At 73.7% G+C, this 25,222-nt stretch carries 15 protein-coding genes; 10 read left to right on the plus strand and 5 right to left on the minus strand.

The genetic code is table 11. The features are described 5' to 3' along the window. The first annotated feature begins 47 nt into the window (after nucleotides 1-47). Entirely contained in the window at nucleotides 48-3,647 is a 3,600-nt protein-coding gene (locus tag AB0O36_RS20410) for a serine protease (RefSeq protein WP_365112145.1), read from the plus strand. A gap of 54 nt (nucleotides 3,648-3,701) precedes the next feature. Then, on the plus strand, nucleotides 3,702-4,673 hold the full coding sequence (locus tag AB0O36_RS20415) for a bifunctional riboflavin kinase/FAD synthetase (RefSeq protein ID WP_365112148.1): 972 nt from the start codon (nucleotides 3,702-3,704) through the stop codon (nucleotides 4,671-4,673). 105 nt (nucleotides 4,674-4,778) lie between these two features. On the opposite strand, the gene AB0O36_RS20420 is transcribed toward AB0O36_RS20415, so the two are convergent. The 3 genes from AB0O36_RS20420 to eccE all read right to left on the minus strand — a co-directional run bounded on the left by AB0O36_RS20420 (nucleotide 4,779) and on the right by eccE (nucleotide 10,637). Beyond that, nucleotides 4,779-8,072, minus strand: coding sequence for an SCO5717 family growth-regulating ATPase (locus AB0O36_RS20420; RefSeq protein ID WP_365112151.1), 3,294 nt, complete (start codon nucleotides 8,070-8,072; stop codon nucleotides 4,779-4,781). 373 nt (nucleotides 8,073-8,445) lie between these two features. Then, the gene (locus AB0O36_RS20425) at nucleotides 8,446-9,096 is read right to left on the minus strand and encodes a hypothetical protein (RefSeq protein ID WP_365112227.1); all 651 of its coding nucleotides are present in this window, start codon (nucleotides 9,094-9,096) and stop codon (nucleotides 8,446-8,448) included. 269 nt (nucleotides 9,097-9,365) lie between these two features. Beyond that, on the minus strand, nucleotides 9,366-10,637 hold the full coding sequence (eccE, locus tag AB0O36_RS20430; protein WP_365112154.1) for a type VII secretion protein EccE: 1,272 nt from the start codon (nucleotides 10,635-10,637) through the stop codon (nucleotides 9,366-9,368). A 310-nt stretch (nucleotides 10,638-10,947) separates the two neighbouring features. Here eccE and eccB point away from each other — a divergent pair, with 310 nt between their 5' ends. The 4 genes from eccB to AB0O36_RS20450 all read left to right on the plus strand — a co-directional run bounded on the left by eccB (nucleotide 10,948) and on the right by AB0O36_RS20450 (nucleotide 14,658). Then, nucleotides 10,948-12,543 (plus strand): type VII secretion protein EccB, encoded by a 1,596-nt coding sequence (eccB, locus tag AB0O36_RS20435; RefSeq protein WP_365112157.1) that lies wholly within the window; start codon nucleotides 10,948-10,950, stop codon nucleotides 12,541-12,543. A gap of 16 nt (nucleotides 12,544-12,559) precedes the next feature. Then, nucleotides 12,560-13,801 (plus strand): type VII secretion-associated serine protease mycosin, encoded by a 1,242-nt coding sequence (gene mycP, locus AB0O36_RS20440; RefSeq protein ID WP_365112160.1) that lies wholly within the window; start codon nucleotides 12,560-12,562, stop codon nucleotides 13,799-13,801. A 150-nt stretch (nucleotides 13,802-13,951) separates the two neighbouring features. Continuing rightward, a complete protein-coding gene (locus AB0O36_RS20445; RefSeq protein WP_365112163.1) occupies nucleotides 13,952-14,296 on the plus strand; it encodes a hypothetical protein in 345 nt (114 codons plus the stop codon). Nucleotides 14,297-14,349: 53 nt separating this feature from the next. Then, on the plus strand, nucleotides 14,350-14,658 hold the full coding sequence (locus tag AB0O36_RS20450) for a WXG100 family type VII secretion target (protein WP_365112166.1): 309 nt from the start codon (nucleotides 14,350-14,352) through the stop codon (nucleotides 14,656-14,658). A 188-nt stretch (nucleotides 14,659-14,846) separates the two neighbouring features. Here AB0O36_RS20450 and AB0O36_RS20455 read toward each other — a convergent pair whose 3' ends face one another. Both AB0O36_RS20455 and eccCa read right to left on the minus strand, forming a co-directional pair. Then, nucleotides 14,847-15,086 carry a DUF397 domain-containing protein gene (locus tag AB0O36_RS20455; protein ID WP_365112169.1) on the minus strand — a complete coding sequence of 80 codons (240 nt, stop codon included), beginning with the start codon at nucleotides 15,084-15,086 and terminating at the stop codon, nucleotides 14,847-14,849. 107 nt (nucleotides 15,087-15,193) lie between these two features. Then, a complete protein-coding gene (eccCa, locus tag AB0O36_RS20460; protein ID WP_365112172.1) occupies nucleotides 15,194-19,168 on the minus strand; it encodes a type VII secretion protein EccCa in 3,975 nt (1,324 codons plus the stop codon). A gap of 156 nt (nucleotides 19,169-19,324) precedes the next feature. On the opposite strand from eccCa, the gene eccD reads away from it, so the two are divergent. The 4 genes from eccD to AB0O36_RS20480 all read left to right on the plus strand — a co-directional run bounded on the left by eccD (nucleotide 19,325) and on the right by AB0O36_RS20480 (nucleotide 25,207). Beyond that, complete coding sequence (gene eccD, locus AB0O36_RS20465; protein ID WP_365112175.1) at nucleotides 19,325-20,827, plus strand: type VII secretion integral membrane protein EccD; 1,503 nt, start codon at nucleotides 19,325-19,327, stop codon at nucleotides 20,825-20,827. 200 nt (nucleotides 20,828-21,027) lie between these two features. Then, a complete protein-coding gene (rpsO, locus tag AB0O36_RS20470; protein ID WP_351318245.1) occupies nucleotides 21,028-21,315 on the plus strand; it encodes a 30S ribosomal protein S15 in 288 nt (95 codons plus the stop codon). A gap of 293 nt (nucleotides 21,316-21,608) precedes the next feature. Next, on the plus strand, nucleotides 21,609-23,831 hold the full coding sequence (locus AB0O36_RS20475; protein ID WP_365112230.1) for a polyribonucleotide nucleotidyltransferase: 2,223 nt from the start codon (nucleotides 21,609-21,611) through the stop codon (nucleotides 23,829-23,831). Next, complete coding sequence (locus AB0O36_RS20480; protein ID WP_365112179.1) at nucleotides 23,828-25,207, plus strand: pitrilysin family protein; 1,380 nt, start codon at nucleotides 23,828-23,830, stop codon at nucleotides 25,205-25,207. The genes AB0O36_RS20475 and AB0O36_RS20480 overlap by 4 nt, the downstream gene beginning before the upstream one ends. The last annotated feature ends 15 nt before the right edge of the window (nucleotides 25,208-25,222 follow it).

Here is a 25,222-nt window from a genome sequence, read left to right on the forward strand (position 1 = left end):
GGCGCACACGCTTTCCGCGCTGATCTTCACGGACCTACGGTCGTCCCATGAAGGGCACGGGGGACCAGGCGGAACCGCTGGTCAGGATCTGCGACCCGGGGGGCCGCCCGCGGGGGTGCGGCTTCGTGGCCGACGACCGCGGCACCCTGATCACCGGCCACGAGGTCGTGGCCGGTCTGGACCGGCTGGTCCTGCACGGCCCAGGGGGCAGCACCCGTACGGTCGGCGCGGACGCGGTCACCCCGCTGGCGGAGGCCGGGCTGGCGCTCGTACGGACGGCGGGGCCGGACGGGGCGGCCGGGCTCGGGGCGGCGCCGCTTCCGGTGACGGCGCGGGAGCGGGTCGAGGCCGGGACGTACGTACGGCTGTACGCGCGGGGCCGGCGGCAGGCCAGGGTGCTGGCGGACGCCGAGGTCCTCTACCGCACGGCGGACGGCACCCACCGGCTGGGCACCGCGCTGGAGCTGGCCATCGGCACCGACGGCATGGACGCGCTGAGACTGGGCGGCGAGGCGTGCGGCGGGCCCGTCCTGGACGCGGCCACCGGAGCGGTGCTCGCGGTCGTGGGCACCGCCCTGGAGGCGGAACACCGCTCCGGCGGCTTCGCGATCCCGCTGCGCCCCGCCGCGGAGGCCGATCCGTACGGGCCGCTGGCCGCGCTGCTGGCCCGGAACGCGGAAACCGTCCCCGCCCACGGCCCCGACCTCAACCTGGCCGCCGTGCTCCGGCTCGCGAACGGGTCGCCACGGCCCGGCCGGACGGTGGGGAAGCCGACGGAGCCGGGGCGGGCATTGGGGCCGGCGGAGCCGGTGGTGCGGGCGGGGACGGTGGGCGCGGTCGACGCGTTCCTGGCCTCGTCCGCCGTGGTGCTCGCCCTGGTCGGCGAACCGGGTTCGGGCCGCAGCACGGAACTCGCCGCGCTGCACGCCCGCCGGTCCCGGGGGCCGTCCCCCGCACCGGTGATCCGGCTCCGAGGCTCGGACCTCGCCCCGTCGGACACCTCACTGGTCCAGGCGCTGACCCGCGGTACGGGCGGCGGCGCGGGCGGGACGGGCGCCGGGGGCGGGGCAGCAGCCGGGGTCGAGGAGATCGCCCGGGTGGCCGACGACGCGGGGCGCGGCCTCGTCGTCCTGCTCGACGCGCCCGAGGAGATGCCGTCCCGGCTCGCCCGCCGGCTCGCCGAGTGGACCGCCGCCACGGCCGCCTGGCTCCGCCGGAACCGGGTGCGGCTGGTCCTCGCCACCCGGCCCGAGTTCTGGGAGCGGGCCGAGGGGTTCCACCCGGACGGCAGCGCCGTCACCCACCTGCTCGGCGATCTCACCTCCGCCGAGGCGCGGCTCGCCCGGGACCGGTACGGGATCCCCGCCGAGGCCCTGTGCGCGGCGGACCGCCGGCACCCGCTCACCCTGCGGCTGCTGGCCGAGGTGCGGGAGGCCGGGGTCACGGCCGGCCGGCCCGGCCGCGCCGAGGTGTTCGAAGCCCACCTCGACCTCGTGTGCCTGCGCGCGGCGAGCCGGCTGTGGGGCGGCGACCCCGGCCGCAACGCCCCGGGCCCCGCCGTGCGCCGGATGGCGGTCCGCATCGCCGGGCGGGTGCACGAGGCCGCACGCCACTGCCTGGGGCCGGGCCAGGGGATGCTGGACGAGGCCGCCTTCGCCGCGCTCTTCCCGCCCGGCACCGGCTGGGCGGAGGCGGTACTCGCCGAGGAGCTCTTCGTACCGGCCGGGGCCGGCCACCGGTTCGCCCACGAGGAGTTCGCCGACTGGCTGATGGCCTCTCACCTGGACCTCTCCGCCGCGCTCGACACCCTGGTCCGCACCGGCCCGACCGTACCGCGGCACCGCGTCGGCCCCGTTCAGGAAGCCCTCCTCATGCTGGCCCCGGCGGCCCGCGCCGAGCACCTCACCACCCTGCTCCGGTCGCTGACCGCCCAGGCGTCCGGTCCCGCGGGCGGTCCGGGCGGTCCGGGCGGCGCGGGCGGGGAGCGGGCCTGGTGGGCCGCGCGGCTGATCCGCGGGACCCTCCTCCGGCTGCCCGACGCGCTTCCCTGCCTCGATCTGCTGCACGCGCTCGCCGCGTACGTCTCCCGCACCGGTCCCGACGGTGATGCCGGTCCCGACTGTGCTCCCGGTCCCGACGGTGTTCCCGGCTCCGACGGTGACGCCGGTCCCGACGGTGCTTCCGGTCCTGACCGTGATCCCGGCTCCGGCACGGGCGGCGGGACGGGCCGAACCGAGCGCGGCGACGGTTTCGACGCCCGCTTCTGGAGCCGGCTGCGGTTGCCCGAAGCCGAACGGATGGATCTGCTGCGCCGCCTGCTCCCCGCCGAACTCGGCTGTCTCGACGCGGCCGTGCGCAGGCTGCGCAGGGATCCGCCGCGGGTACAGCCGTTGCTCTGCGACTGGTTCGCCGACGAGCGGAGGTTGCGGGGTCGGCCCGGCGCCACCGTGGCCGCCGCCGCGCAGGCACTGCTGCACACCCACCGCCGGCTCGCACCCGACGCGCTCACCGAGGCGCTGGTCTCCGCGGCGCACCCGCGCGCGGACGAACTGCTCGCCGTACTGGCCGAGGAGGAACCCGCCCCGATGGCCCGGGCCGTGGAGCGCTGGGCCCGGGACCCGCGCCCGGAGCGCCGGGTCGCGGCCGCCGCATACGGTCCGGCCGCTGCCGCTGCCGCTGCCGCTGCCGCTGCCTCGGTCGCCTCGGTTGCGGTCGCAGTGCCGGCGGCCGTCGCCGGTCCTCCCGCCGCCGTGGCGGCGGACCCGGCCGACCGGTCCCTGTTCCGCCGCGCCGCACTCGCCCTGCTGGACCGCACCGGGGAGGCAGGTCTGCACGGCCCCGCCCTCGGCATGCTGCTCCACGATCCGGAGACCCGGGAGGCGCACGTGTCCCGCGCGCTGACCTGCCCCGGGGTGCCCCCGAAGGCTCTGGTGGCCGCCGCCGACGCGCTGCCCGGCCGTACCGCTGAGGTGCTCGGCGCCCTGCGGGCCCGGGCCGACGGACGGGTGCTTCCGGCGCTGGCCGAGCTGACCTCGCCCGGGGCCGCCGCCCACGCCGCCGTCCTCGTACGCGAGCACACCGAACGGCACCCCGGGGACGCTCCGCACGCGGCCGCGTACGTCGACCGGGTGCTGGAACGGGGACCGGTCACCGCCGACGCGCTCCGCCGGCTCACCGACGGCCTGCTCCTGGGCGCCGAAGGGGTCCGGGCCGCCCTCGCCGGCGTCCTCGGCGAGGCCGGCGCACCGGCGACGAGGCCCCTGCGCGGAGAGTTGCTCGACCGGCTCCTGGGGGCCGAGACGGAACCGGCCGTGCTGGGCGAGCTGCTCGGCGCGGTCGCGCGCGCCACCGTGGAACGGGGCGAGCGCCACACCCGCGAGCTGGTGCGGCGCACCGGCCGCCGGTTGCTCGCCGTGCCCGGCGGCGCGGCGGAGTTCGAACGGCGGACCGTCCGCCTGGCCCGGGAACACCCGCCCTTCGGCCGGCTGATCGCCCACTGGCTGCGCGAGGAACCGCGGGAGGCGTCGGCGCTCCTGGGCCCGAGCGGCCGGCACACCGTCGAGGCGCTGGGCGCCCGGACCGTCGTCGTCCCGCGGTGTTCTCCCGATACCGATGCGGGTCCCCGCCCGGCGGCATGGCAGTCTTAGACCTGCAATCTTCTACTACGCACACAACACGGGTTCGGGCGAGGAGCGGTCACAGTGCAGCGCTGGCGTGGCTTGGAGGACATCCCCCAGGACTGGGGACGCAGCGTCGTCACCATCGGCTCCTACGACGGTGTGCACCGCGGCCACCAGCTGATCATCGGCCGGGCCGTGGAGTGGGCCCGCGCGCTCGGTGTCCCGGCCGTGGTCGTCACCTTCGACCCGCACCCGAGCGAGGTCGTCCGCCCCGGCAGCCACCCGGCGATGCTCGCCCCGCACCACCGGCGTGCCGAACTGATGGCCGAGCTGGGTGTGGACGCGCTGCTGATCCTGCCCTTCACCGCCGAGTTCTCCCAGCTGTCCCCGGCCGACTTCATCGTGAAGGTGCTGGTCGACAAGCTGCACGCGCGCGGCGTCATCGAGGGTCCGAACTTCCGCTTCGGCCACAAGGCCGCCGGGAACGTGGAGTTCCTGACCGAGCTGGGCGCCACCTACGACTACCAGGTCGAGGTCCTCGACCTGGTCGTGCGCGGCGAGGCGGGCGGCGGCGAGCCGTTCTCCTCCACGCTGGCGCGCCGGCTGGTCGCCGAGGGCGACGTCGAGGGCGCGGCCGAGATCCTCGGACGCCCGCACCGCGTCGAGGGCGTCGTGGTGCGCGGCGCGCAGCGCGGCCGCGAACTGGGCTACCCGACCGCGAACGTCGAGACCCTCCCGCACACCGCGATCCCGGCCGACGGGGTGTACGCGGGCTGGCTCACCGCGGACGGCGAGCGCATGCCGGCGGCCATCTCGGTCGGCACCAACCTGCAGTTCGACGCGACCGAGCGGACCGTCGAGGCGTATGCGATCGACCGCGTGGGGCTGGACCTGTACGGGCTGCACGTCACGGTGGACTTCCTCGCGTACGTGCGGGGCATGGCGAAGTTCGACTCCCTGGAGGGGCTGCTCGACGCCATGGCCGACGACGTCAAGCGGGCGCGCTCGCTGACGGAGGCTTACGACTCGGGCGCGGCGCGCACCACGGGCTGACCGGTCCGCGGGCCTGCGCGCCCACGGTCCGACGGGCGAGGGCCCGTACCGTCCCACAGGGACGGTACGGGCCCTCGGCGTTTCGGTGCGCCCGGTGCGCCGGTGCTACTGCTGCGCCTGCCGGGGGTCCTGGCGCGGATCCTGCGGCGGCTGCTGCGGCCGGCCCTGACCGGGCTGGGGCTGCGGCTGGGGCTGCGCGTACGGCGGCTGCCCCGGGTGGCCGGGCTGCCCCGGCTGCTGCGGGTACGGCTGCTGCGGGTACGGCTGCGGGTAGGGCTGCGGCTGGGGCCGGCCGTACGGCTGCTGGGGCTGCGGCTGCGGGTACGGCTGCCCGTACGGCTGCTGCGGTTGGCCGGGCTGGTGTTGACCGGGCTGGGGCTGGCCGGGTTGCGGCTGCCCCGGCTGCGACCAGTGTCCGCGCGCCTGCTGGGCCCGTACGAAGTCCTCTGCGACCAGCGCCGACAGGTTGAAGTACGCCTCGCGGGTCTTCGGCCGCATCATGTCGAGGTCGACCTCGGCACCGGCGGAGAGGTGCTCGTCGAACGGCACCACGACCACACCGCGGCAGCGGGTCTCGAAGTGCTGCACGATGTCCTCGACCTTGATCATCTTGCCGGTCTCGCGGACCCCCGAGATGACGGTGAGGGAACGGGAGACCAGGTCGGCGTAGCCGTGCGCGGAGAGCCAGTCCAGGGTGGTGCTCGCGCTCGACGCGCCGTCCACGGACGGGGTCGAAATGATGATCAGTTGATCGGCCAGGTCCAGGACCCCGCGCATGGCGGAGTAGAGCAGCCCGGTGCCCGAGTCGGTGAGGATGATCGGGTACTGGCGGCCGAGGGTCTCGATCGCGCGCCGGTAGTCCTCGTCGTTGAAGGTGGTCGAGACGGCCGGGTCCACGTCGTTGGCGATGATCTCCAGGCCGGAGGGGGCCTGGGAGGTGAACCGCCGGATGTCCATGTAGGAGTTCAGGTACGGGATGGCCTGGACGAGGTCGCGGATGGTGGCGCCGGTCTCGCGGCGCACGCGGCGGCCCAGGGTGCCGGCGTCCGGGTTCGCGTCGATCGCGAGGATCTTGTCCTGGCGCTCGGAGGCGAGGGTGGCGCCCAGGGCGGTGGTCGTCGTGGTCTTGCCGACACCGCCCTTGAGGCTGATGACCGCGATGCGGTAGCAGGACAGCACGGGGGTGCGGATCAGCTCCAGCTTGCGGCGGCGCTCCGCCTCGGCGGCCTTGCCGCCCAGTCGGAAGCGCGAACCGCCGCCGGAGGCGGGCCGGTTGCTCTTGGGCTTCTGCTTGTTGCGCAGCAGGCGGTCGGAGGAGAGCTCCACGGCCGCGGTGTAGCCGAGCGGCGCACCGCCGCCGGGCGCGCCCTGGTAGCGGGGGTCGTGCGGGGCGGGGCCGGCGGGGGCACCGGGGCCTGCGGGACCTGCACCGGGGCCTGCCGGGCCGGCACCGGGACCGCCGACGCCGTAGGGACCGGCCTGGGCGCCGGGGAAGCCCTGGGCGCCCGGTCCGTCCGGAGTGCCGGGGCCGCCCGGTCCGGCGGGGCCGTCGGTCTGCGGCTGCCACGGCCCGCCGAGCCGGGGATCGCCCAGGGGCTGCTGGTAGGGCTGGGCCGGGTGCTGGGGGTCCGTCGCCGAAGGGGCGGGTGTGCCCGCCGGGGCACCGGACTGCGCACCCCAGGGTGCGCCCGTTTGCGGTGCCTGCGGCTGCGGGTCCTGCGGGAACCCGTACCCGCCGGGCTGCTGCGCGCCGGGCTGTGCCTGCGGGTGCTGCGGGTGCTGCTGCGGCGGGAATCCGTACCCGGCCGGAGGGGCCTGCGGCTCCGGCTGTGCGGCCTGCGGCTGTTGCGGCTGCACCGGCGGGAAGTCGTACCCGACGGGGGCGGCCTGCGGCTCCGGCTGTGCCGGCTGCGCCTGCGCGTGCTGGGGCTGCACCGGCGGGAACCCGTAGCCGGCCGGGGCGGCCTGAGGCTGCGCCGGCGGGAAGCCGTACCCCGCGGGGGTCTGCGGCGCGGCGGGCGGGAAGTCGGGTGCGTCCGTCCCGGCCGGGGCGTCCGGCCTGCGGTCCTCCGGCTCCGCGCCGGACGCGGCAGCGGTGAACACGGGGGCGGACGCGGGAGGTTCGTCCTGCGGTTCGGGGGCGCCCCACGGCTGCGGGCCCGTACCGGCCGCAACGGGGGCCTCCGGCCCGGCGGCGGAGCCGTCGCCCGCGGGAAGGGGAGGCAGGGCGTCGGCGGGCTCGGGCTCACCGGCGTCCCCGGGCCACACCGGAGCGGGGGCGGGCTGGCCGGCGGTCGCGTCGGCCGGGAAGGCGGGCAGCGGGGTCCCGTTCGGCGGGGTCGCCGTGTAGGAAGTACCGGCGATCGCGGGGAACTCGGCCAGAGCCGCCCCGGCCTCATGGCCGGACGCCCCGTTCTCGGGCATCACGGGCGTCACGGGCGGTGCCACGGGCACGGCAGGCGCTTCGGTGAACGCCTCGGCGGCGTCGGCACCGGTCACGTCCCGGTACGGGTCGCTGTCCGGAGCCGCCGATGCACCCGGCTCCACCACGGGCACACCGGAGCCCTCGGCCGGCGCCGGGAAGGCAGGGATACCCCCTGCGGGGGACACGCTCGGGTACGGCGTCCCGCTTGCGGGGGACAGTCCGGCGGCTGCGGCCTCGCCGCCGACGGGCGCGCCCTGCTGCGGGATTCCGCCGAACGGGGTCGTGGCGTACCCCCCGGGCACGTCGGCCGGGGACGGTACGGGAGGGACAACTCCCGCGGGGGACACGCTCGGGTACGGCGTCCCGCCTGCGGGGGACAGTCCCGCGTCGCCACCCGCAGCCGGGCCGTCCGCGGGCGCGCTCTGCTGGGGGATTCCGCCATGCGGGATCGCCGTGTACCCCCCGGGTACGTCGGTCGGCGGGGGTACGGGCGTACCCGCGGCGGGGGAGCCGGCCGGGAACGGGGTCCCGCCCGCGGGGAACGCCCCCGCGGCCTCGCCACCCGCGTACGGGGCGCCGTACGGCGCGGACACGCCGGGCGCGGAGGCAGGGGCTGGTACGGGAGTGTTACCTCCTGCGGGGGAGGCGGCCGGGAACGGGGTCACGCCCGCGGGGGACACCGCGCCGGACTCTCCACCCCCGGGAGCGGCCTGGTACGGAGCCTGCTCCGCCGGCCGTGCCGGCGGGACCGGCCGGGTCGTGGACGGTGCGGACACGTCGTCGGGGCGGTGCGGCTCGAAGCCGCTGCCCGCCGGGAGGTCCGGCACCGCCGCGGCCGACGCGTTCTGCGTGTACCAGGCCGGCGGGGTGTAGTCGATGGTGAACTCGCCCGTCAGCTCGGGCTCCGCGTCGGACTGATCGTCCGTCGGGACGTCCCACGCCCCGCCGCGGCTCTCGTTCCGATCGCCGTTCACTTCGTCCTCCTGGTCTGGCCGGGTCCTGGGTCCCGATCCGCCGTTCAAGCCGTTCGGGCGCCCGCACGAGACGACGCGCCCACGGTCAGCCTAATGGCGCGGCCGCCCGGTGCCGGGAAGCAGGGCACGTCCGCACAGTCCCTCCCCACCCGGATCCCGTACGCGCATCGCGGATCCGTACCCAAGTCCTACCCCGACCCCGTGCGGCCTCCCGCCCGCCGCGCCGCCCGCCACCGCGGTCGTGCGCGCGACCGGCCGACCGCACCGGGCAGCAGGCGTAACGGGAGGCAGCCGCACCCGGGAGGCAGCCGCACCGGGCAGCAGCCGCACCGAGGGGTCGGCCACCCCGGACGTCCCGTTCGCCGACCCTCCGTCAGTCGATGCGCCGTGCCGGGCCCAGCAGTCCCGACTCCGCCTCCGTGCCCTGGGTCATCACGAACTGGCGGTCGCGTCCGGTGCACCACAGGGTCACGCCGTCGCCCAGGGTCGGCAGGGACTCCACCGCGGCCCGCGGCAGGTTCATCAGGCGGCCTATCTGCTCCGCCTCGTCCGGGGACACCCGCTGCACCCCGACCAGCGAGGACTGCCGCAGCAGCCGCGGTGCCGTGGGACTCAGATAGGGGAGCAGGGTGAGCACCGACTGCCAGGGGCCGGCCACCACGCGCCCGCGCGGCGGCCGCATCCCGCAGTCCCGGATGACCAGGACCGGGCTGCCCGCCGAGGCGCCCTGCGGCGGGACCCGGCCCACCTCGTGCAGGGTCACGCACTGCTGGCCGCCGCCCGCGGCCTGCGCCAGCGCGGACCACACCTGGGACCGGCCGGTCTCCACCGCGATCCGTGCGCCCGTCGCCGCCGCCCGCAGCGCCAGCACCTGTGCCGTCCACAGGCCACCGATGAGCGTCACCTCGTACGGGGTCGGCCGGTTGACGCCGAGCACCGCGGAACGGCCCTCTGAGTCGACCCCGATGACCACCCCGTCGTCACCCACCGGCACGGCCAGCGCGTCCAGGTCCGCCGCGGCCATGGTGTGCCGCTCGCGCCGCGGACCCAGCAGCCCGTACCCGATCCGTCCGGAACCGGCTCCGGCGCCGGAACCGGAGCCCGGCCCGCGGCCGGAGTCGGTGCCGGCCCCCGGTCCGGCTCCCGCTCCCGCCTCACGCCCGGAGCCGGAACCGCCGGCCCCCGGCACACCCGTCGAGCCCCTCGCACCCCGCCCCGCACGCACTCCGCGCCCCTCGCGGCCATCACGCCTGTCGCGCCCGTCGCGCCCGTCGCGCCCACCACGTACCACGCTCATCGCGCACCTCCCAGCGGCAGCGACGCCAGCAGCCCCGGCAGTTGCTCGCGGTCGAGCCGGACCAGGCCGGCCTTGATCCCGCGCGCCGTCCGCTCCAGTTCCCGCCGTGCCGCCACCAGTTCCTCGTCGCTCCGGCCGGTGACCCGCACGTGCCCGCTCACCGTCACCCCGTGCCGGTCGGCCGGGGCCAGCGTCAGGCTGAAGTTCGTCGCCAGCGCGGGCAATGACGTGAGCAGTGCCACGAACTGCGGCAACGGCGCGGACCCGCCGCCCAGTTCGGGCCAGCGGGACAGCCAGTAGGTGGTGTGCCGCCGGTCGTCGCACCGCCAGACCCGCGCCGTCTCCTCGGTGCGCCGTCCGGTGCTCGTGGACCGGCCGGCCTGGGTGATGGCCATCGGGTTGGCGCAGGTGGACGTCGCCAGCGCCGAGGTCAGTTCCTGTTCGGTCAGCACGGTCGCCCGGAAGCCCGCTCCGGCCAGCCGGCTGGCGAGCTGGTCGGCCACCCGCACCACGCACCGCTGCGCGCCGGTCAGGCCGCCGCCGCGCGCGGCCACCGCCTCCGGGCACAGCTCCGGGTCCAGCTTGAGCGCCACCCAGGTCAGCCGGACCGCCGGAGTCCCGGTCCGGGCCTGCAGGGGCGCGTAGTTGCGCGCGGCCATCGACTGCGCCGGCAGGTGCGGGGCGGGCGCGGGCTGGGTGTGCTGCACCAGCTGCGCCGACTCCAGCCGGATCCCGTCGACTTCGAGCACGTCCCGGACGATGCCCAGCGGCAGCGGCCGCGCCGACCGGTCCGGCCGCAGCGCGGTGGCGTCCATGTCGACCTGCACCACGGCGGTCAGGAAGGTTCCGTCGCCGATCATGCCGACCGGCCGCCGGTCGCGGTCGCTGAAGGTGTACGTGCGCAGCGCCGGGTCGGCCTCGACCACGGGTGCCAGCCCCGGCTCGGTCCCGGCCGGGACCGCGAACGCGGCGGCCCGCCGGCGCCTCCGCCGCAGGGCCAGCGCGGTGCCGATCCATTCCGGCAGGGAGCGCCGGTGGCGGCGTACGACCGCGAGGACCAGCAGGACGGCCGCCGGCACGCCCGCGGGCACCAGCAGCAGCGGATCGACCACCCAGGCGGCCAGCAGCAGTGCCGCCGCCACCTGCAGCAGCACCAGCTGTTGCAATCGGAACGGCCCGAACCGGCCCGGACTCGACTTCGGATGCGGCGTCACCCCGCCGCGCGGCGGCGCGGCCGCGGCGGCCCGCTGTTCCGTCGCGATGGCCATCTCCGGCACACCTCCCCTTCCACGGCACCGGATCCGGGTGCCCCCCGCGCGCACCGGAGCGGTGCGGGCGCTTCCCGCCGCCCTCCGGAATCTCCCGATCCGCCCCAACGGGCCCCGATGGGACCGGAACGTGAGGCAACGGGAGCCAACGGGAGGCATCGAACGGCGCCCGGCGGCCCCGAACGGCCGCCTCACCCTACCCGCCCCGTACCACCCCGTCGTCAACAGGCATAGTAGGTCCCCGGTCCGACGAATCATGGCCCGGGGACCGTACCCACCGACCGGGCCGGGCGGGGAGAAGCAGACGGCCATGGCATCACGACGCGACGAACTCAACGCGTACACCTTTGCGAAGCGGCGATCGGTGGCCGCCTTCCTCCAGCCTTCCGCGACCGGCACCGAGGAGGGCGCCCCGCGTCCGCTGCGGGCCGTGGTGCCGGGACTGGTCGTGGGCGCGCTGGTGCTCGTGGGGTTCGGCGCCTGGGGCATGTTCAAGCCGCAGGCCCCCAAGGAGTGGGACAAGCCCGGCACCAAGGTGATCATCGGCAAGAACTCCACCACCCGCTACGTGGTGCTGAACACCGACGGGAAGCCCCGGCTGCACCCGGTGCTCAACCTGTCCTCCGCCCGGCTCCTCCTGGACCCGGGCAAGTTCGACGTCATCCAGGTCGACGACAGGATCCTGGACGCCGGCAAGCCGCCGCGCGGACCCATCATCGGCATCCCCTACGCCCCCGACCGGCTGCCCTCGGCGAAGGACGCGGGCGAGGCGAAGCGCTGGGCCGTCTGCCAGCAGCCCGGCGGGAACGGCAAGGGCGTGCAGACCGCCGCGTTCGTGCTGGCCGCGCGCGAGGCGGGACTGATGGACGACAAGCGCAAGCTGGCCGACGGCCAGGTGCTCTACGTCCAGGCCAAGCTGCGCCGCCCGGACGGCGGCGAGGCCACCACCCGCTACCTGGTCGACTCCACCGGCACCAAGTACAAGTTCCCGGAGGGCACGCCCGAGGCGGCCACCCTCACCATGGCCCTGGTCGGCACCGGCACCCCGCAGCAGGTCACCCCGCAGTGGCTGGAGACGCTCAACACCGGAGAGGACCTCGCCTTCCCCAAGCTCGACGGCAAGGCCGGCGACGACGCCAAGGTGCAGGGCCTGACCACGGCCGACAACAAGATCGGCATGGTGCTGCTGGCCCGGACCGGCTCCGGCCCCCAGCACTTCGTGGTCCAGGCGGGCAAGGTCTCCAGGGTGTCCTCCTTCACGGCCTGGCTGCTCATCAACTCCCCGGCCGCCGAACGCCTGAACATGAACGGCCGGGCCAAGGAGGTCGACCTCCAGTCGATCCGCCCGGACGGCACCCAGTTCAACGAGAAGAAGCGCTGGCCCAGGACGCAGTCCAGCCAGGTCAACGGGAGCACCGGAGCGGCCGCCGCGGGCGCCGCGCAGGGCGGCCCCCGCAACACCGTCTGCACCGTGCTGCGCTCCGTCGACGGGCAGGGCAGGACCACCCTGAGCACCTGGGCGGGCACCGGCTTCCCGGTGGACATCAGCGCCAGCGGCACCAGTTCGTACGTCACGCCCGGCTCCGGCCTGCTCTACACCCAGTTCCAGGGCAAGCAGGCCAAGGGCGGCGGTTCCCTCTTCCTGGTCACCGACACCGGTCTGCGGTACGCCGTCCAGGCGAACGGGGACAGCGACGCCGAGCAGTCCGGCATCGGCGCCTCCCCGCAGCCCGGGACGGGGGACGGGAAGGGGAAGGCGGAGGCCGCGCCGGAGGCCAGCCAGGCCCAGGCCCGGCTCGGCTACAAGGACGTGGCTCCGGCGCTGGTCCCCATCACCTGGTCGGAGTTCCTTTCCAAGGGCCCCCGTCTGGACACCAATGCGGCCCGCCAGCCGCAGGGTTCGTGAGGACGGCCGCCCTCCGATGACAGCGACGACACAGCAGCCGAAGCCATGGACGCACCGGGCCGCGCACCTGGCGGCCGCCCTGGCCCTCACGGCGGCCCTCGGCACCACCACCGGCGCCGCCGCCCCGCCGCCCGCGGCCGCCCTGCACCTGGCGGGCGCCGGCGAGTGCACGTTCCCGATGAAGAAGCAGACCGCCGGCCGCCCCTGGGCCCTGCAGCGGCTGCTGCTCGACGAGCTCTGGGCCGAGAGCAAGGGCAAGGACGTCCGGGTCGCGGTCATCGACACCGGTGTGGACCGGGCCAACCCGCAGCTCAGCGGCGCCATCGACGTGGGCGCGGGCAAGGACTTCATCGACGGCAAGGGCGACGGCACCAACGACACGGTCGGCCACGGCACCAAGGTCGCCGGTCTGATCGCGGCCCGCTCCAACAAGGGCACCGGCTTCGTCGGGCTGGCCCCCGAGGCCACCATCATCCCGATCCGGCAGAACGACGGCCAGGGCAAGGGCAACGCGGAGACGCTCAGCAAGGCCATCGACCACGCCGTCGACAAGGGCGCCCAGATCATCAACATCTCGCAGGACACCGACGCCCCGCTGGGCGAGAACTCCATGCTCGGCCAGGCGGTCAAGCGGGCGGTGGACAAGAACGTGCTGATCGTCGCCTCGGCCGGCAACGACGGCCTGAACGGCCAGAAGCGCAAGACGTACCCGGCCGCCTACCCCAAGGTGCTCGCCGTGGGCGCCTCCGACCGCAACAACGAGCGGGCGGCCTTCTCGCAGCCCGGCACCTTCCTGTCCGTCGCCGCCCCGGGCGTCGACATGCTGTCCACCGTCCCGGGCTTCGGCCAGTGCGTCGACAGCGGGACGAGCTTCTCCGCCCCCTACGTCGCCGGGGTCGCGGCGCTGCTGAAGGCCCAGCACAAGGACTGGACCCCGGAAGAGATCATCTGGCAGATCCAGCAGACCGCCGAACGGTCCGTCAAGGGCCGTGACGACTACGTCGGATGGGGCGTCGTCGACCCGGTGCGCGCGGTCACCCAGGACCACGAGCGGCCCAGGCCCCCGGTGCCGGACCCCGGTCCGCCGCCCGCCGCCGCACCGGACGTGGCACCGCTCCAACTGGCCGAGACGGCACAGGAACGCGAGGAGCGGCTCGGCACCTACGCGCTGGGCGTGGCCGCCGTGCTGATCGCCGTCATCGCGGGTACGGCGGTGGTCGTCCGGGATGCCCGGAACCGTCGCCGTCGTTTGCAGTGAACCGTCACAGTTCGCCTACAGGTCCGCCGTACCGGTGTTGGGACTGACAGATGAACTGACTAGAGTGGCCTGAGCCTTCACGACTGTGATCGGGGGCTGACGCAACCACACCGGTCGGGTCAGTGAATTGAAGAAGTGAGGAGCTTGACGATGAGCAACCCTGCAGGCGGGTTCGGACTTGCGGACGATCCGGTCGTCCAGGCGAAGAACAAGATCAACAGCACCGCCAACGCCGTCACCACGCAGGCCCGCGAGCTGGCCGACATCCTCGCCACGGTGAGCGCCGGCTGGACCGGTTCCGGTGCCTCGGGCTTCATCTCGGCGCAGACCATGGTGAACGAGGACCACGACGCGATCCGCCGGCTGCTCGGCGTGCTGCACCACGCGGTGGCCGAGACCAAGAACCTGAGCAACGCCCAGGACGACGACGTGCGCGCGGCCTTCAACAGCATCAAGGCCCAGACCGCCAACTCGTCCGGCCTCAACAGCGTCTGACGGACTGCTCCAGTCCACCGGGAAGCGTCCGTCCAGCACTAAGGAGAAGAAACATGGCCGGTGACCAGGGCCAGATGAGGGTCCGGTACGAGAGCGTCCAGGAGATGGCGAACCGCATCCGCGCCGTCTCCAAGAAGATCGTCGACGACCTGGCGGAGATGGACACGGCGCTGAAGGTCGTCACCGACACCTGGGACGGTGAGGCGCACGCGCAGTACGTCCAGCTCCAGGCCAAGTACAAGGGCCGCGCCGAGCACATGCGCGACACCCTGGAGAACGTCGCCAAGATCATCGAGCAGGGCAAGGGCGACTACCGCGCCACCGACGTCAAGGCCTCGCGCCTGTTCACCGAGGCCTTCTGAGCCTCCGGGCCGGCATGCGTGCCGCCACACACCTGCCCGGCCCACACGGAAGGGGCGCGCCCGCACCGGGCGCGCCCCTTTCCCGTACGGCCTCGCGTTCGCCGCCCCGTTCCGCCTGGGGGCCGTGAAGACCGGCTGCGAAGACCGGCCGTGAAGACCGGCCGCGAAGACCCGCCGCGAAGACGGCGCTACGCCGTCTCGATGTCGAACTCGCCGTCCCTGGCGCCGAGTACGAACGCCTCCCACTCGGCCGCGGTGTACCGGAGCACGGTCTCCCGGTCCAGCGAGGACCGCATGGCGACCCCGCCGCCCGGCAGGTGCGCGATCTCCACCCGCTCCTCGTCCGGGCCGGTCCCCGGCGGGCCCTCCCACTCCACTCCGCTGATGTCGAGCGCGTACAGCTCGTCCTTCTCCGCTTGCGTGCCCATGGGCGGCCTTCCCCTCGGTGCTGCGTCCGCCGTCCGGCGTCCGCCCCCCGATTATCCGGCCACGGGCCCCGCCCGTGGCCGCGTTCGCCCACATCGGCCCCCGCGTGCTACAGCCCCGGCAGCCGGCCCAGCTGGACCAGCGAGGTGCCCCGCTTCCGGGAGGCGAAGTACCCCCGGCCCGGCGGCATCGGCCGCGGACGGACGTTCCCGATCAGATCGCCCTCCGACGGATCGCCCGCCAGCACCACGCCCTGCGCGCCCAGCTCCTTGATCCGCTGCATGAACGGCTCGTACATCGCCCGCGAGGCACCGGCCGAGCTCCTGGCGATGATGAACCGCACACCGGTGTCCCGGGCGAACGGCAGGTACTCCGCCAGCGGCGCCAGCGGATTGCCCTGGCTGGTCGCCACCAGGTCGTAGTCGTCGATCACGATGAACACGTCCGGACCGGTCCACCAGCTGCGGTCGCGCAGCTGCTGCGGGGTGACGTCGTCCGGCGGCTGCCGCCGCTGGAACACCCCGCCCAGCGCCTCCATGTGCATCTGCAGGGAGCTCGCCATCGGCGCGTACTCCAGCAGGTGCTCCTCCGGCAGCGCACCCAGCAGCGTCCGCCGGTAGTCGCCGACCACCAGCCGCGCCTGGTCCGGGGTGTACCGCTGGGCGATCTGCTGCGTGATCAGCCGCAGCAGGTTCGTCTTGCCGGACTCGCTCTCACCGAACACCAGGAAGAACGGATCGGTCTCGAAGTCGACGAACACCGGCTCCAGGTCGGTCTCGTCGATGCCGATCGCGATCCCGCGGCCCGGGTACTCGCCGCCCTTGGGCAGCTGGTCCGCGTGCAGCAGCCGCGGCAGCAGCCGCACCCCCGGCGCCGACGGACCCGACCAGTTCGCCTGGACCGCCGCCACGAACGCGGCCGTCCCCTCCGACAGGTCCTCCGCGGAGTGCGAGCCGTCGATCCGCGGGAGTGCCCCGAGGAAGTGCAGCTTCTCCGCCACCTGGCCGCGGCCCGGCATGCCCGGCGGCACGTTGGCCGCGACCTTGCGGTCGAACTCCGAGTCCATGACGTCGCCGAGCCGCAGTTCCAGCCGGTTGAGCATCTGGTCCTTGAGCGCGGCCCGCACCTCCATGTACCGCGCCGCGGTGACCACCACGTGGATGCCGTAACCCAGACCGCGTCCGGCGATGTCGGTGACCACCGGCTCCAGGCCCTCGTACTCGCTCCGGAAGGCGCCCCAGCCGTCCACCACCAGGAACACGTCGCCCCAAGGCTCGCCCGGCAGGTCACCCGCCGCCCGCCGGCGCCGGTAGGTGGCGATCGAGTCGATGCCGTTCGCCCGGAAGAACTCCTCCCGCCGGTTCAGGATGCCCGCGACCTCCGCGACCGTACGCCGTACCCGCTCCGGGTCCAGCCGGGACGCGATGCCGCCCACGTGCGGCAGGTCCGCCACCGCGGACAGACCGCCACCGCCGAAGTCCAGCCCGTAGAACTGCACCTCGCGCGGGGTGTGCGTGAGCGCGAACGATGAGATCAGCGTCCGCATCAGCGTCGACTTGCCGGACTGCGGACCGCCGACCACCATCATGTGGCCGGCCGCACCGGAGAAGTCCCGGTACAGCACCTCGCGCCGCTGCTCGAAGGGCTTGTCGATGAGGCCCAGCGGCACCACCAGCCCGCCCGGCCGGGTGTAGCCCTCCGCGTGCAGCCCGCGCGCCTCGTTCGGCGCCAGCGCCGGCAGCAGCTGGTCCAGCGGCGGAGCCTGGTCCAGCGGCGGCAGCCACACCTGGTGCGCGGGCACGCCCTGGCCCTCCAGCCGGCCCACGATCACGTCCAGCACCGTGTCGGCCAGCGCGTCGTCCTCCCGGGACTCCGCCTGCGCCGCCAGGTACGCCGGATCCGGCGCCGCGTACACCACCGGCACCGGCGCCGCCGTGAACAGCACCGGCCGCCGCTCCACCGGGAACTGCCCGACCGACAGGTCCGGGCCGCCCGAGCGGTAGGTGCCCGACACGTACGCCGCCTTGAACCGCACCATCTCGTCCGTGCCGAACTTCAGATAGCCCGAACCCGGCACCGACGGCAGGTGGTACGCGTCCGGCACGCCGATCGCCGTCCGCGACTCCGCCGCCGAGAAGGTCCGCAGACCGATCCGGTACGACAGGTACGTGTCCAGGCCGCGCAGCTTCCCCTCCTCCAGGCGCTGCGAGGCCAGCAGCAGGTGCACGCCCAGCGACCGGCCGATCCGGCCGATCTGGATGAACATGTCGATGAAGTCGGGCTTGGCGGTGAGGAGTTCGGAGAACTCGTCGATGACCAGCACCAGCGAGGCCAGCGGCTCCAGCGGCGCGCCCGCCGCTCGTGCCTTCTCGTAGTCGTGGATGTTGGCGTAGTTGCCCGCGGACCGCAGCAGCTCCTGCCGGCGCTGCAGCTCACCACGGATCGAGTCGCCCATGCGGTCGACCAGCGTCAGGTCGTCCGCCAGGTTGGTGATGACCGCCGCCACGTGCGGCATCTGCGACATCCCGGTGAACGTCGCACCGCCCTTGAAGTCCGCGAGGACGAAGTTCAGCGTCTCCGAGGTGTGCGTGACCGCCAGCCCCAGCACCAGCGTGCGCAGCAGCTCCGACTTGCCCGAACCCGTCGCGCCCACGCACAGGCCGTGCGGCCCCATGCCCTCCTGCGCGGCCTCCTTCAGGTCCAGCATGACCGGCGCGCCGTCCACGCCGACACCGATCGGCACCCGCAGCCGCTCGCCCGCCGACCGCGGCCGCCAGGTCCGCGCCACGTCGATCGAGCCCGCGTCCCCCAGGTTCAGCAGGTCGGTGAAGTCCAGATTGGCCAGCAGCGGCTCGTCCTCGTCACCGCCACCGGTGCGCATCGGCGCCAGCTGCCGCGCCAGCGCCTCCGCCGCGGGCAGCGACAGTACGTCCGGGGTGCCCTCGTAGCCGATGCCGCCGCCCGACTCCAGCAGCAGCCGGCCCGGCCGCGCCACGACCGAGAGCCCGCCCCGCGGCTCGTCCAGCTCGCCCGCCACCACCTCGACGATGGTCACGCCCTGCAGGCCCTCGGCCGCCGCGAACACCGACTCCGGCGGCACCAGTCCGCCGCGCGCGTCCGAGTCCAGCACCAGCACGACGTGCGGCTGGTCCAGCACCGGCGAAACGTCCCGGCTGAACCGCGGCCGCCCGTCCAGCCGCGACCCCAGCAGCCCCTCCACCTCGGCCAGGTCGTCGCCGAACAGCCGCTTCGTACCGGCCCCGTCGAAACCGCCCGGACCCGAAACCTGGGTGTGCGGGAGCCACTTCACCCAGTCCCAGTGCGGCACCGCGTCCGGCGCCGCCACCACCGCCACCACCAGGTCCTCGGGGGAGTGCAGCGTCACCAGCTGCGCCACCAGGGCCCGCGCCGTACTGCGCGCCGACTCCGGCTCACCGGACACCGTCACGTGGTAGAACGCCCGCACCGACACGGCCACCGGCAGTGCGTCCAGCGAGGAATGGATCCGCAGGAAGCGCTGCATCGCGCCCGCCGTCAGCGGCTCCAGCTCGTCCACCGGCGCCGTCTCCGGAGCCACCAGCGGAGTCGCCAGCCGCTGCGGCCCCAGCCCCAGCCGGGCCTGCCCGAAGTCCGTGTCGCCGACCCGCCGCTCCCACAGCCGCGAGCCCTCCGCCACCACCGACCACAACTGCTCCGGAGCAGGGTGCAGATAGAGCTGCGCGTCCCGCTGCACCCGGGCCGTACGCCGCACCTGACGGCGCGTCTGCGCGAGGTATTTCAGGTAGTCCCGCCGCACATCCGCCATTTGCCCCTGCGTACCCTTGCGGTACCGCACGAGCTGGGCGACGACCATCGCGACCGTGGACGCCAGCATCAGCACGCCCATGATCTTCATGAACGGCATGCCGGTGGGCATGAAGAAGAACACCACGGACGAGCCCATGCCGAGCAGCGGCAGGAGTTGCATCGCAACACCCTCCTGCTGCCCGCGCGGAAGCTCCGGCGGAGCTTCCAGCCGCACTTCGTCCGTGGGGATCTCGGGCGGCAGGGACCGCGGCGGTCGTTTGACGACGATCTGGCTCACCGGAGCATCAATCCCTCGGGGACGGACGGGACGTCATCCCGGCGGTGGCCGGGGGATGGTGATCCTACTTGCCGACAGTCACCCCCACTGCCGGTAGGGTGGCGCGCGCATTCATGCGCATCCGCGAAGCAGCCACCGAACCAGGGGGTCACACAGGTGAGTACGGGCCAGGCGACCGGTTTCGTGAGGGTCACCGTCGTGGCCCCGGACAGCCGCATAGACGTCGCACTCCCCGAGGACATCGCCGTCGCCGACGTCTACCCGGAACTGCTCCGCCTCACCGGACAGACCCAGCCCGTCGGCACTCCCACCGGCTACCACCTGGTCCGCCGGGACGGCTCCGTCCTCGACGGCGCCCGCACCCTCGCCGGCCAGACCGTCCTCGACGGCGAGGTGCTCAGCCTCCGCCCCTTCGCGGAATCCCTGCCGCCCGCCGTCTTCGACGACGTCGCCGACGCCGTCGCGGCCGCCGTGGTCCGCGACCGGCACCGCTGGAGCGACGACATGCTCCGCGCCGCCGGCCTCACCGCCGCCGTCGTGCTCTTCGTGCTCATGGGCTTCGTCCTCTGGTACGCCGACCCCGTCCGGCACGACATGCACGGCCTGCCCGGCATCATCGCCGGAGCCGCCGGCCTGCTCCTCACCGCCGCGGCCGGCGTCCGCGCCCGGGTCTACCGCGACCGCGGCTCCGCCGTCGCCCTCGGCCTCGGCGCCCTCCCGATGCTGCTGATCGCCGGCTCCGGGATCCTCGCCCCGGCCGACGGCGAAGGCCCCGGCCGCCTCCAGTTCCTGCTCGGCTGCGTCACCGTCCTGGTCGCCTCCGTCATCCTGGTCGCGCTCACCCCCAGCGGCGACGCCCTCTTCGTCGCCGCCACCTTCCTCGCCGCCACCGGCACCCTGGCCACCTTCCTGGCGATCGTCACCTCCGCCACCGCCACCGGCACCGCGGCCGTCTGCGCCCCCGTGGCCATCGGCCTGGTCGCCTTCCTCCCCGGCCTCTCCGCCCGCTTCGCCCGGCTGCCCATCGGCTACGCCGCCCCCCAGAGCTCCACCGAGGACTACCCCGGCCCCGACGGCTACGACACCGACCCGTACGGCGACCAGACCGCCGACGGCTCCGACCCCGTCACCCCGCTCGACGCCGAGCTGATCGCCGCCCAGGCCCGCCGCGGCCACGAGATGCTGCTCGGCCTGGTCGGCGGCTGCGCCGCGGTCGCCGTGGGCTCCGCCGCCGTCCTCGGGTTCTCCGACAACACCTGGGGCAAGCTCCTGGCCCTGGCCACCGGCCTGGCCATGCTGCTGCGGGCCCGCCTCTTCCGCTACACCTCCCAGGTGGTCTGCGCCCTGGTCGCCGGCCTCGCCGCCATCGCCCTGCTGGTCCTGGGCCTCGCCCTGAACCCGCCCCTGGACCTGGTCACCGAGCTCGCCCGGACGGGTGAGAGCGGCGGACTGGACCTGCGCACCATCTGGCTCTCCGCCGCCGTCGCCGCGGGCGCCGCGCTCCTCGCCGGCATCGGCCTGGTCATCCCCCGCAAGGGCCTCTCCCCCTTCTGGGGCCGTACCCTCGACCTCGCCGAGGCCGCCGTACTGCTCAGCCTGGTCCCGCTCTGCCTGGCCGTGCTCGACGTCTACACCCGGGCCCGTTCTCTCACCAGCTGAGACCGGCGGCCCGACAGCCTGGTACGCTGTGTGACGGTCGTTTGTGCATGCGCCCCGGAATCACCCCCGGGACTGCGCCCGACCGCGTGCTGATCACCAGCCGCGGACGGAGCACCGGCCCCGCCTCCTGAGTCACGGAAGCTCCCCGGAGAAGCAGACCTGGGGCACTCGGAGGCACGAATCACCTCAAAGGAGTAAGCATGTCGCTCGACACCGCCACGAAGAAGCAGATCATCGCCGAGTTCGGCCAGAAGGAGGGCGACACCGGCTCTCCCGAGGTTCAGGTCGCCATGCTCTCCCGCCGCATCTCGGACCTGACCGAGCACCTCAAGGCCCACAAGCACGACCACCACTCCCGTCGTGGTCTGCTGATCCTGGTCGGCCAGCGCCGCCGCCTGCTGCAGTACCTGGCCAAGAAGGACATCCAGCGCTTCCGTACGCTGGTCGAGCGCCTCGGCATCCGCCGCGGTGCCGCGGGCGCCAAGTAAGACGCTGTGGAGGGAGCGGTTCCCACTCTTAGGGGGCCGCTCCCTTTGCTGTACGTGCGGGACGTACCGGACGCTTTGTAGTCTGGACCGCAAGGCACCACCGAAGCACAAATGAAGAGGGGGAGCGCCCTCCCTACGCACCGCCGGTCCTCGGTAGTGGCACCCGGAGAGCCCGTACGGGCCCCGTCCCGGATGCTTCGATCGAAGACCGGCCCGCACGCAAGGCGCGCTTCTCCGACCGTCCCCCGCCACACGGGCGGAGGACGGAGACGACGAAAATGGAGAAAACGCTAGTGGAGAACGAGACCCACTACGCCGAGGCCGTCATCGACAACGGCTCCTTCGGCACCCGCACCATCCGCTTCGAGACGGGCCGCCTGGCCCGCCAGGCCGCCGGCTCCGCCGTTGCCTACCTGGACGACGACACGATGGTCATGTCCGCGACCACCGCGTCCAAGAAGCCCAAGGACCAGCTCGACTTCTTCCCCCTGACGGTGGACGTCGAGGAGCGGATGTACGCGGCCGGCCGCATTCCCGGCTCCTTCTTCCGCCGTGAGGGCCGCCCCTCCGAGGACGCCATCCTCACCTGTCGCCTGATCGACCGCCCGCTGCGCCCGTCCTTCGCCAAGGGCCTGCGCAACGAGATCCAGGTCGTCGCCACGGTCATGGCGCTCAACCCCGACCACCTGTACGACGTCGTCGCGATCAACGCCGCGTCCGCGTCCACCCAGCTGGCCGGCCTGCCCTTCTCCGGCCCGGTCGGCGGCGTCCGCGTCGCGCTGATCAAGGGCCAGTGGGTCGCCTTCCCGACGCACACCGAGCTCGAGGACGCCGTCTTCGACATGGTCGTCGCCGGTCGCGCCCTGGAGGACGGCGACGTCGCGATCATGATGGTCGAGGCCGAGGCCACCGACAAGACCATCCAGCTGGTCAAGGGCGGCGCCGAGGCGCCGACCGAGGAGATCGTCGCGGCGGGCCTCGAGGCCGCCAAGCCGTTCATCAAGGTCCTGTGCAAGGCGCAGTCGGACCTCGCCGCCAAGGCCGCCAAGCCGACCGCCGAGTTCCCGGTCTTCCTGGACTACCAGGACGACGTCTTCGCCGCCCTCTCCGACGCCGTCCGCGGCGAGCTCGCCCAGGCGCTCACCATCGCCGGCAAGCAGGAGCGCGAGAGCGAGCTGGACCGCATCAAGGAGATCGCGGCCGAGAAGCTGCTCCCGGCCTTCGAAGGCCGCGAGAAGGAGATCTCCGCCGCCTACCGCTCGCTCACCAAGGCCCTGGTCCGTGAGCGCGTGATCAAGGACAAGATCCGCATCGACGGCCGCGGCGTCACGGACATCCGTACGCTGGCCGCCGAGGTCGAGGCCATCCCGCGGGTCCACGGCTCCGCCCTGTTCGAGCGTGGCGAGACCCAGATCCTGGGCGTCACCACCCTGAACATGCTCCGCATGGAGCAGCAGCTGGACACCCTCTCCCCGGTGACCCGCAAGCGCTACATGCACAACTACATCTTCCCGCCGTTCTCCGTCGGCGAGACCGGCCGCGTCGGCGCCCCCAAGCGCCGCGAGATCGGTCACGGCGCCCTGGCCGAGCGCGCGCTCGTCCCGGTCCTGCCGACCCGCGAGGAGTTCCCCTACGCGATCCGTCAGGTGTCCGAGGCCCTCGGCTCCAACGGCTCGACCTCCATGGGCTCGGTCTGCGCCTCCACCATGTCGCTGCTGAACGCCGGTGTGCCCCTCAAGGCCCCCGTCGCCGGCATCGCCATGGGCCTGATCTCCCAGGAGATCGACGGCGAGACCCACTACGTCACCCTCACCGACATCCTCGGTGCGGAGGACGCCTTCGGCGACATGGACTTCAAGGTCGCCGGCACCAAGGAGTTCGTCACCGCCCTCCAGCTCGACACCAAGCTGGACGGCATCCCGGCCTCCGTCCTGGCCGCGGCCCTCAAGCAGGCCCGCGACGCCCGCCTCCACATCCTCGACGTGATGATGGAAGCGATCGACACGCCGGACGAGATGTCCCCGAACGCCCCGCGGATCATCACCGTCAAGATCCCGGTGGACAAGATCGGTGAGGTCATCGGCCCCAAGGGCAAGATGATCAACCAGATCCAGGAGGACACCGGCGCCGAGATCACGATCGAGGACGACGGCACCATCTACATCGGTGCCGCCGACGGCCCGGCCGCCGAGGCCGCCCGCGCCACGATCAACGGCATCGCCAACCCGACCATGCCGGAGGTCGGCGAGCGCTACCTGGGCACGGTCGTCAAGACCACCACCTTCGGTGCCTTCGTCTCCCTGCTCCCGGGCAAGGACGGCCTGCTGCACATCTCGCAGATCCGCAAGCTCGCCGGTGGCAAGCGCGTGGAGAACGTCGAGGACGTGCTCGCGGTCGGCACCAAGGTCCAGGTCGAGATCGCCGAGATCGACCAGCGCGGCAAGCTCTCCCTGATCCCCGTGATCGAGGGCGAGGACGCCGCCGACGAGGCTGACAAGGACGACTCCGACAAGTGACGTCGCGTAGTTCCCGTGTGACGGCCCGCCCCTCTTCGGAGGGGCGGGCCGTCGCCCGTACCCAAACCCTGCTCAAGGGCGAGAACGGCATCGGCACCGTCCGGCGGACCGTCCTCCCCGGCGGACTGCGCGTCGTCACCGAGACGCTGCCCTCGGTCCGCTCCGCCACCTTCGGCATCTGGGTGAACGTCGGCTCCCGCGACGAGACCCCCGCCCTCAACGGCGCCACGCACTACCTGGAGCACCTCCTCTTCAAGGGCACCACCAAGCGGTCCGCCCTCGACATCTCCGCCGCGATCGACGCCGTCGGCGGCGAGATGAACGCCTTCACGGCGAAGGAGTACACCTGCTACTACGCGCGGGTGCTCGACACCGACCTGCCGCTGGCCATCGACGTGGTCTGCGACATGCTCACCGGATCCCTGATCCTGGAGTCGGACGTCGACGCCGAGCGCGGGGTCATCCTCGAAGAGATCGCGATGACCGAGGACGACCCCGGCGACATGGTCCACGACCTGTTCGCCGAGACCATGTTCGGCGACAGCCCGCTGGGCCGCCCCGTCCTCGGCACCGTCGACACGATCAACGCGCTCACCCGCGACCAGATCGCCCGCTTCTACAAGAAGCACTACGACCCCACCCACCTGGTCGTCGCCGCCGCCGGCAACGTCGACCACGCCAAGGTCGTCCGCCAGGTCCGCGCCGCCTTCGAGCGGGCCGGCGCCCTCGGCCGCACCGACGCCGTGCCGACCGCCCCGCGCGGCGGCACCAAGCGGATCCGCACCGCCGGCCGGGTCGACCTGGTCAACCGGAAGACCGAACAGGCCCACGTCGTCCTCGGCATGCCGGGCCTGGCCCGCACCGACGACCGCCGCTGGGCCCTGGGCGTCCTCAACACCGCCCTCGGCGGCGGCATGTCCTCCCGGCTCTTCCAGGAGGTCCGGGAGAAGCGGGGCCTCGCCTACAGCGTCTACTCGTACACCTCCGGCTTCGCCGACACCGGCCTGTTCGGCGTCTACGCCGGCTGCCGCCCCAACCAGGTGCACGACGTGCTCCGGATCTGCCGCGACGAGCTCGACAAGGTCGCCTCCGAGGGACTCACCGACGAGGAGATCAAGCGCGCCGTCGGCCAGCTCTCCGGCTCCACCGTCCTCGGCCTGGAGGACACCGGCGCCCTGATGAACCGCATCGGCAAGAGCGAGCTGTGCTGGGGCACCCAGATGTCCGTCGACGACATGCTGACCAGCATCGCCGCGGTGACCCCGGACGACGTCCGTGCGGTGGCACAGGATGTACTGGCACAGCGACCGTCGCTGTCGGTGATCGGCCCGCTCAAGGAGAAGCAGGCGGCCCGCCTCGACGAAGCGGTCGCGTAGTCCGTACGGAGTGAA

The organism is Streptomyces sp. NPDC089799 (genome assembly GCF_040684755.1).
GTDB lineage: Bacteria > Actinomycetota > Actinomycetes > Streptomycetales > Streptomycetaceae > Streptomyces.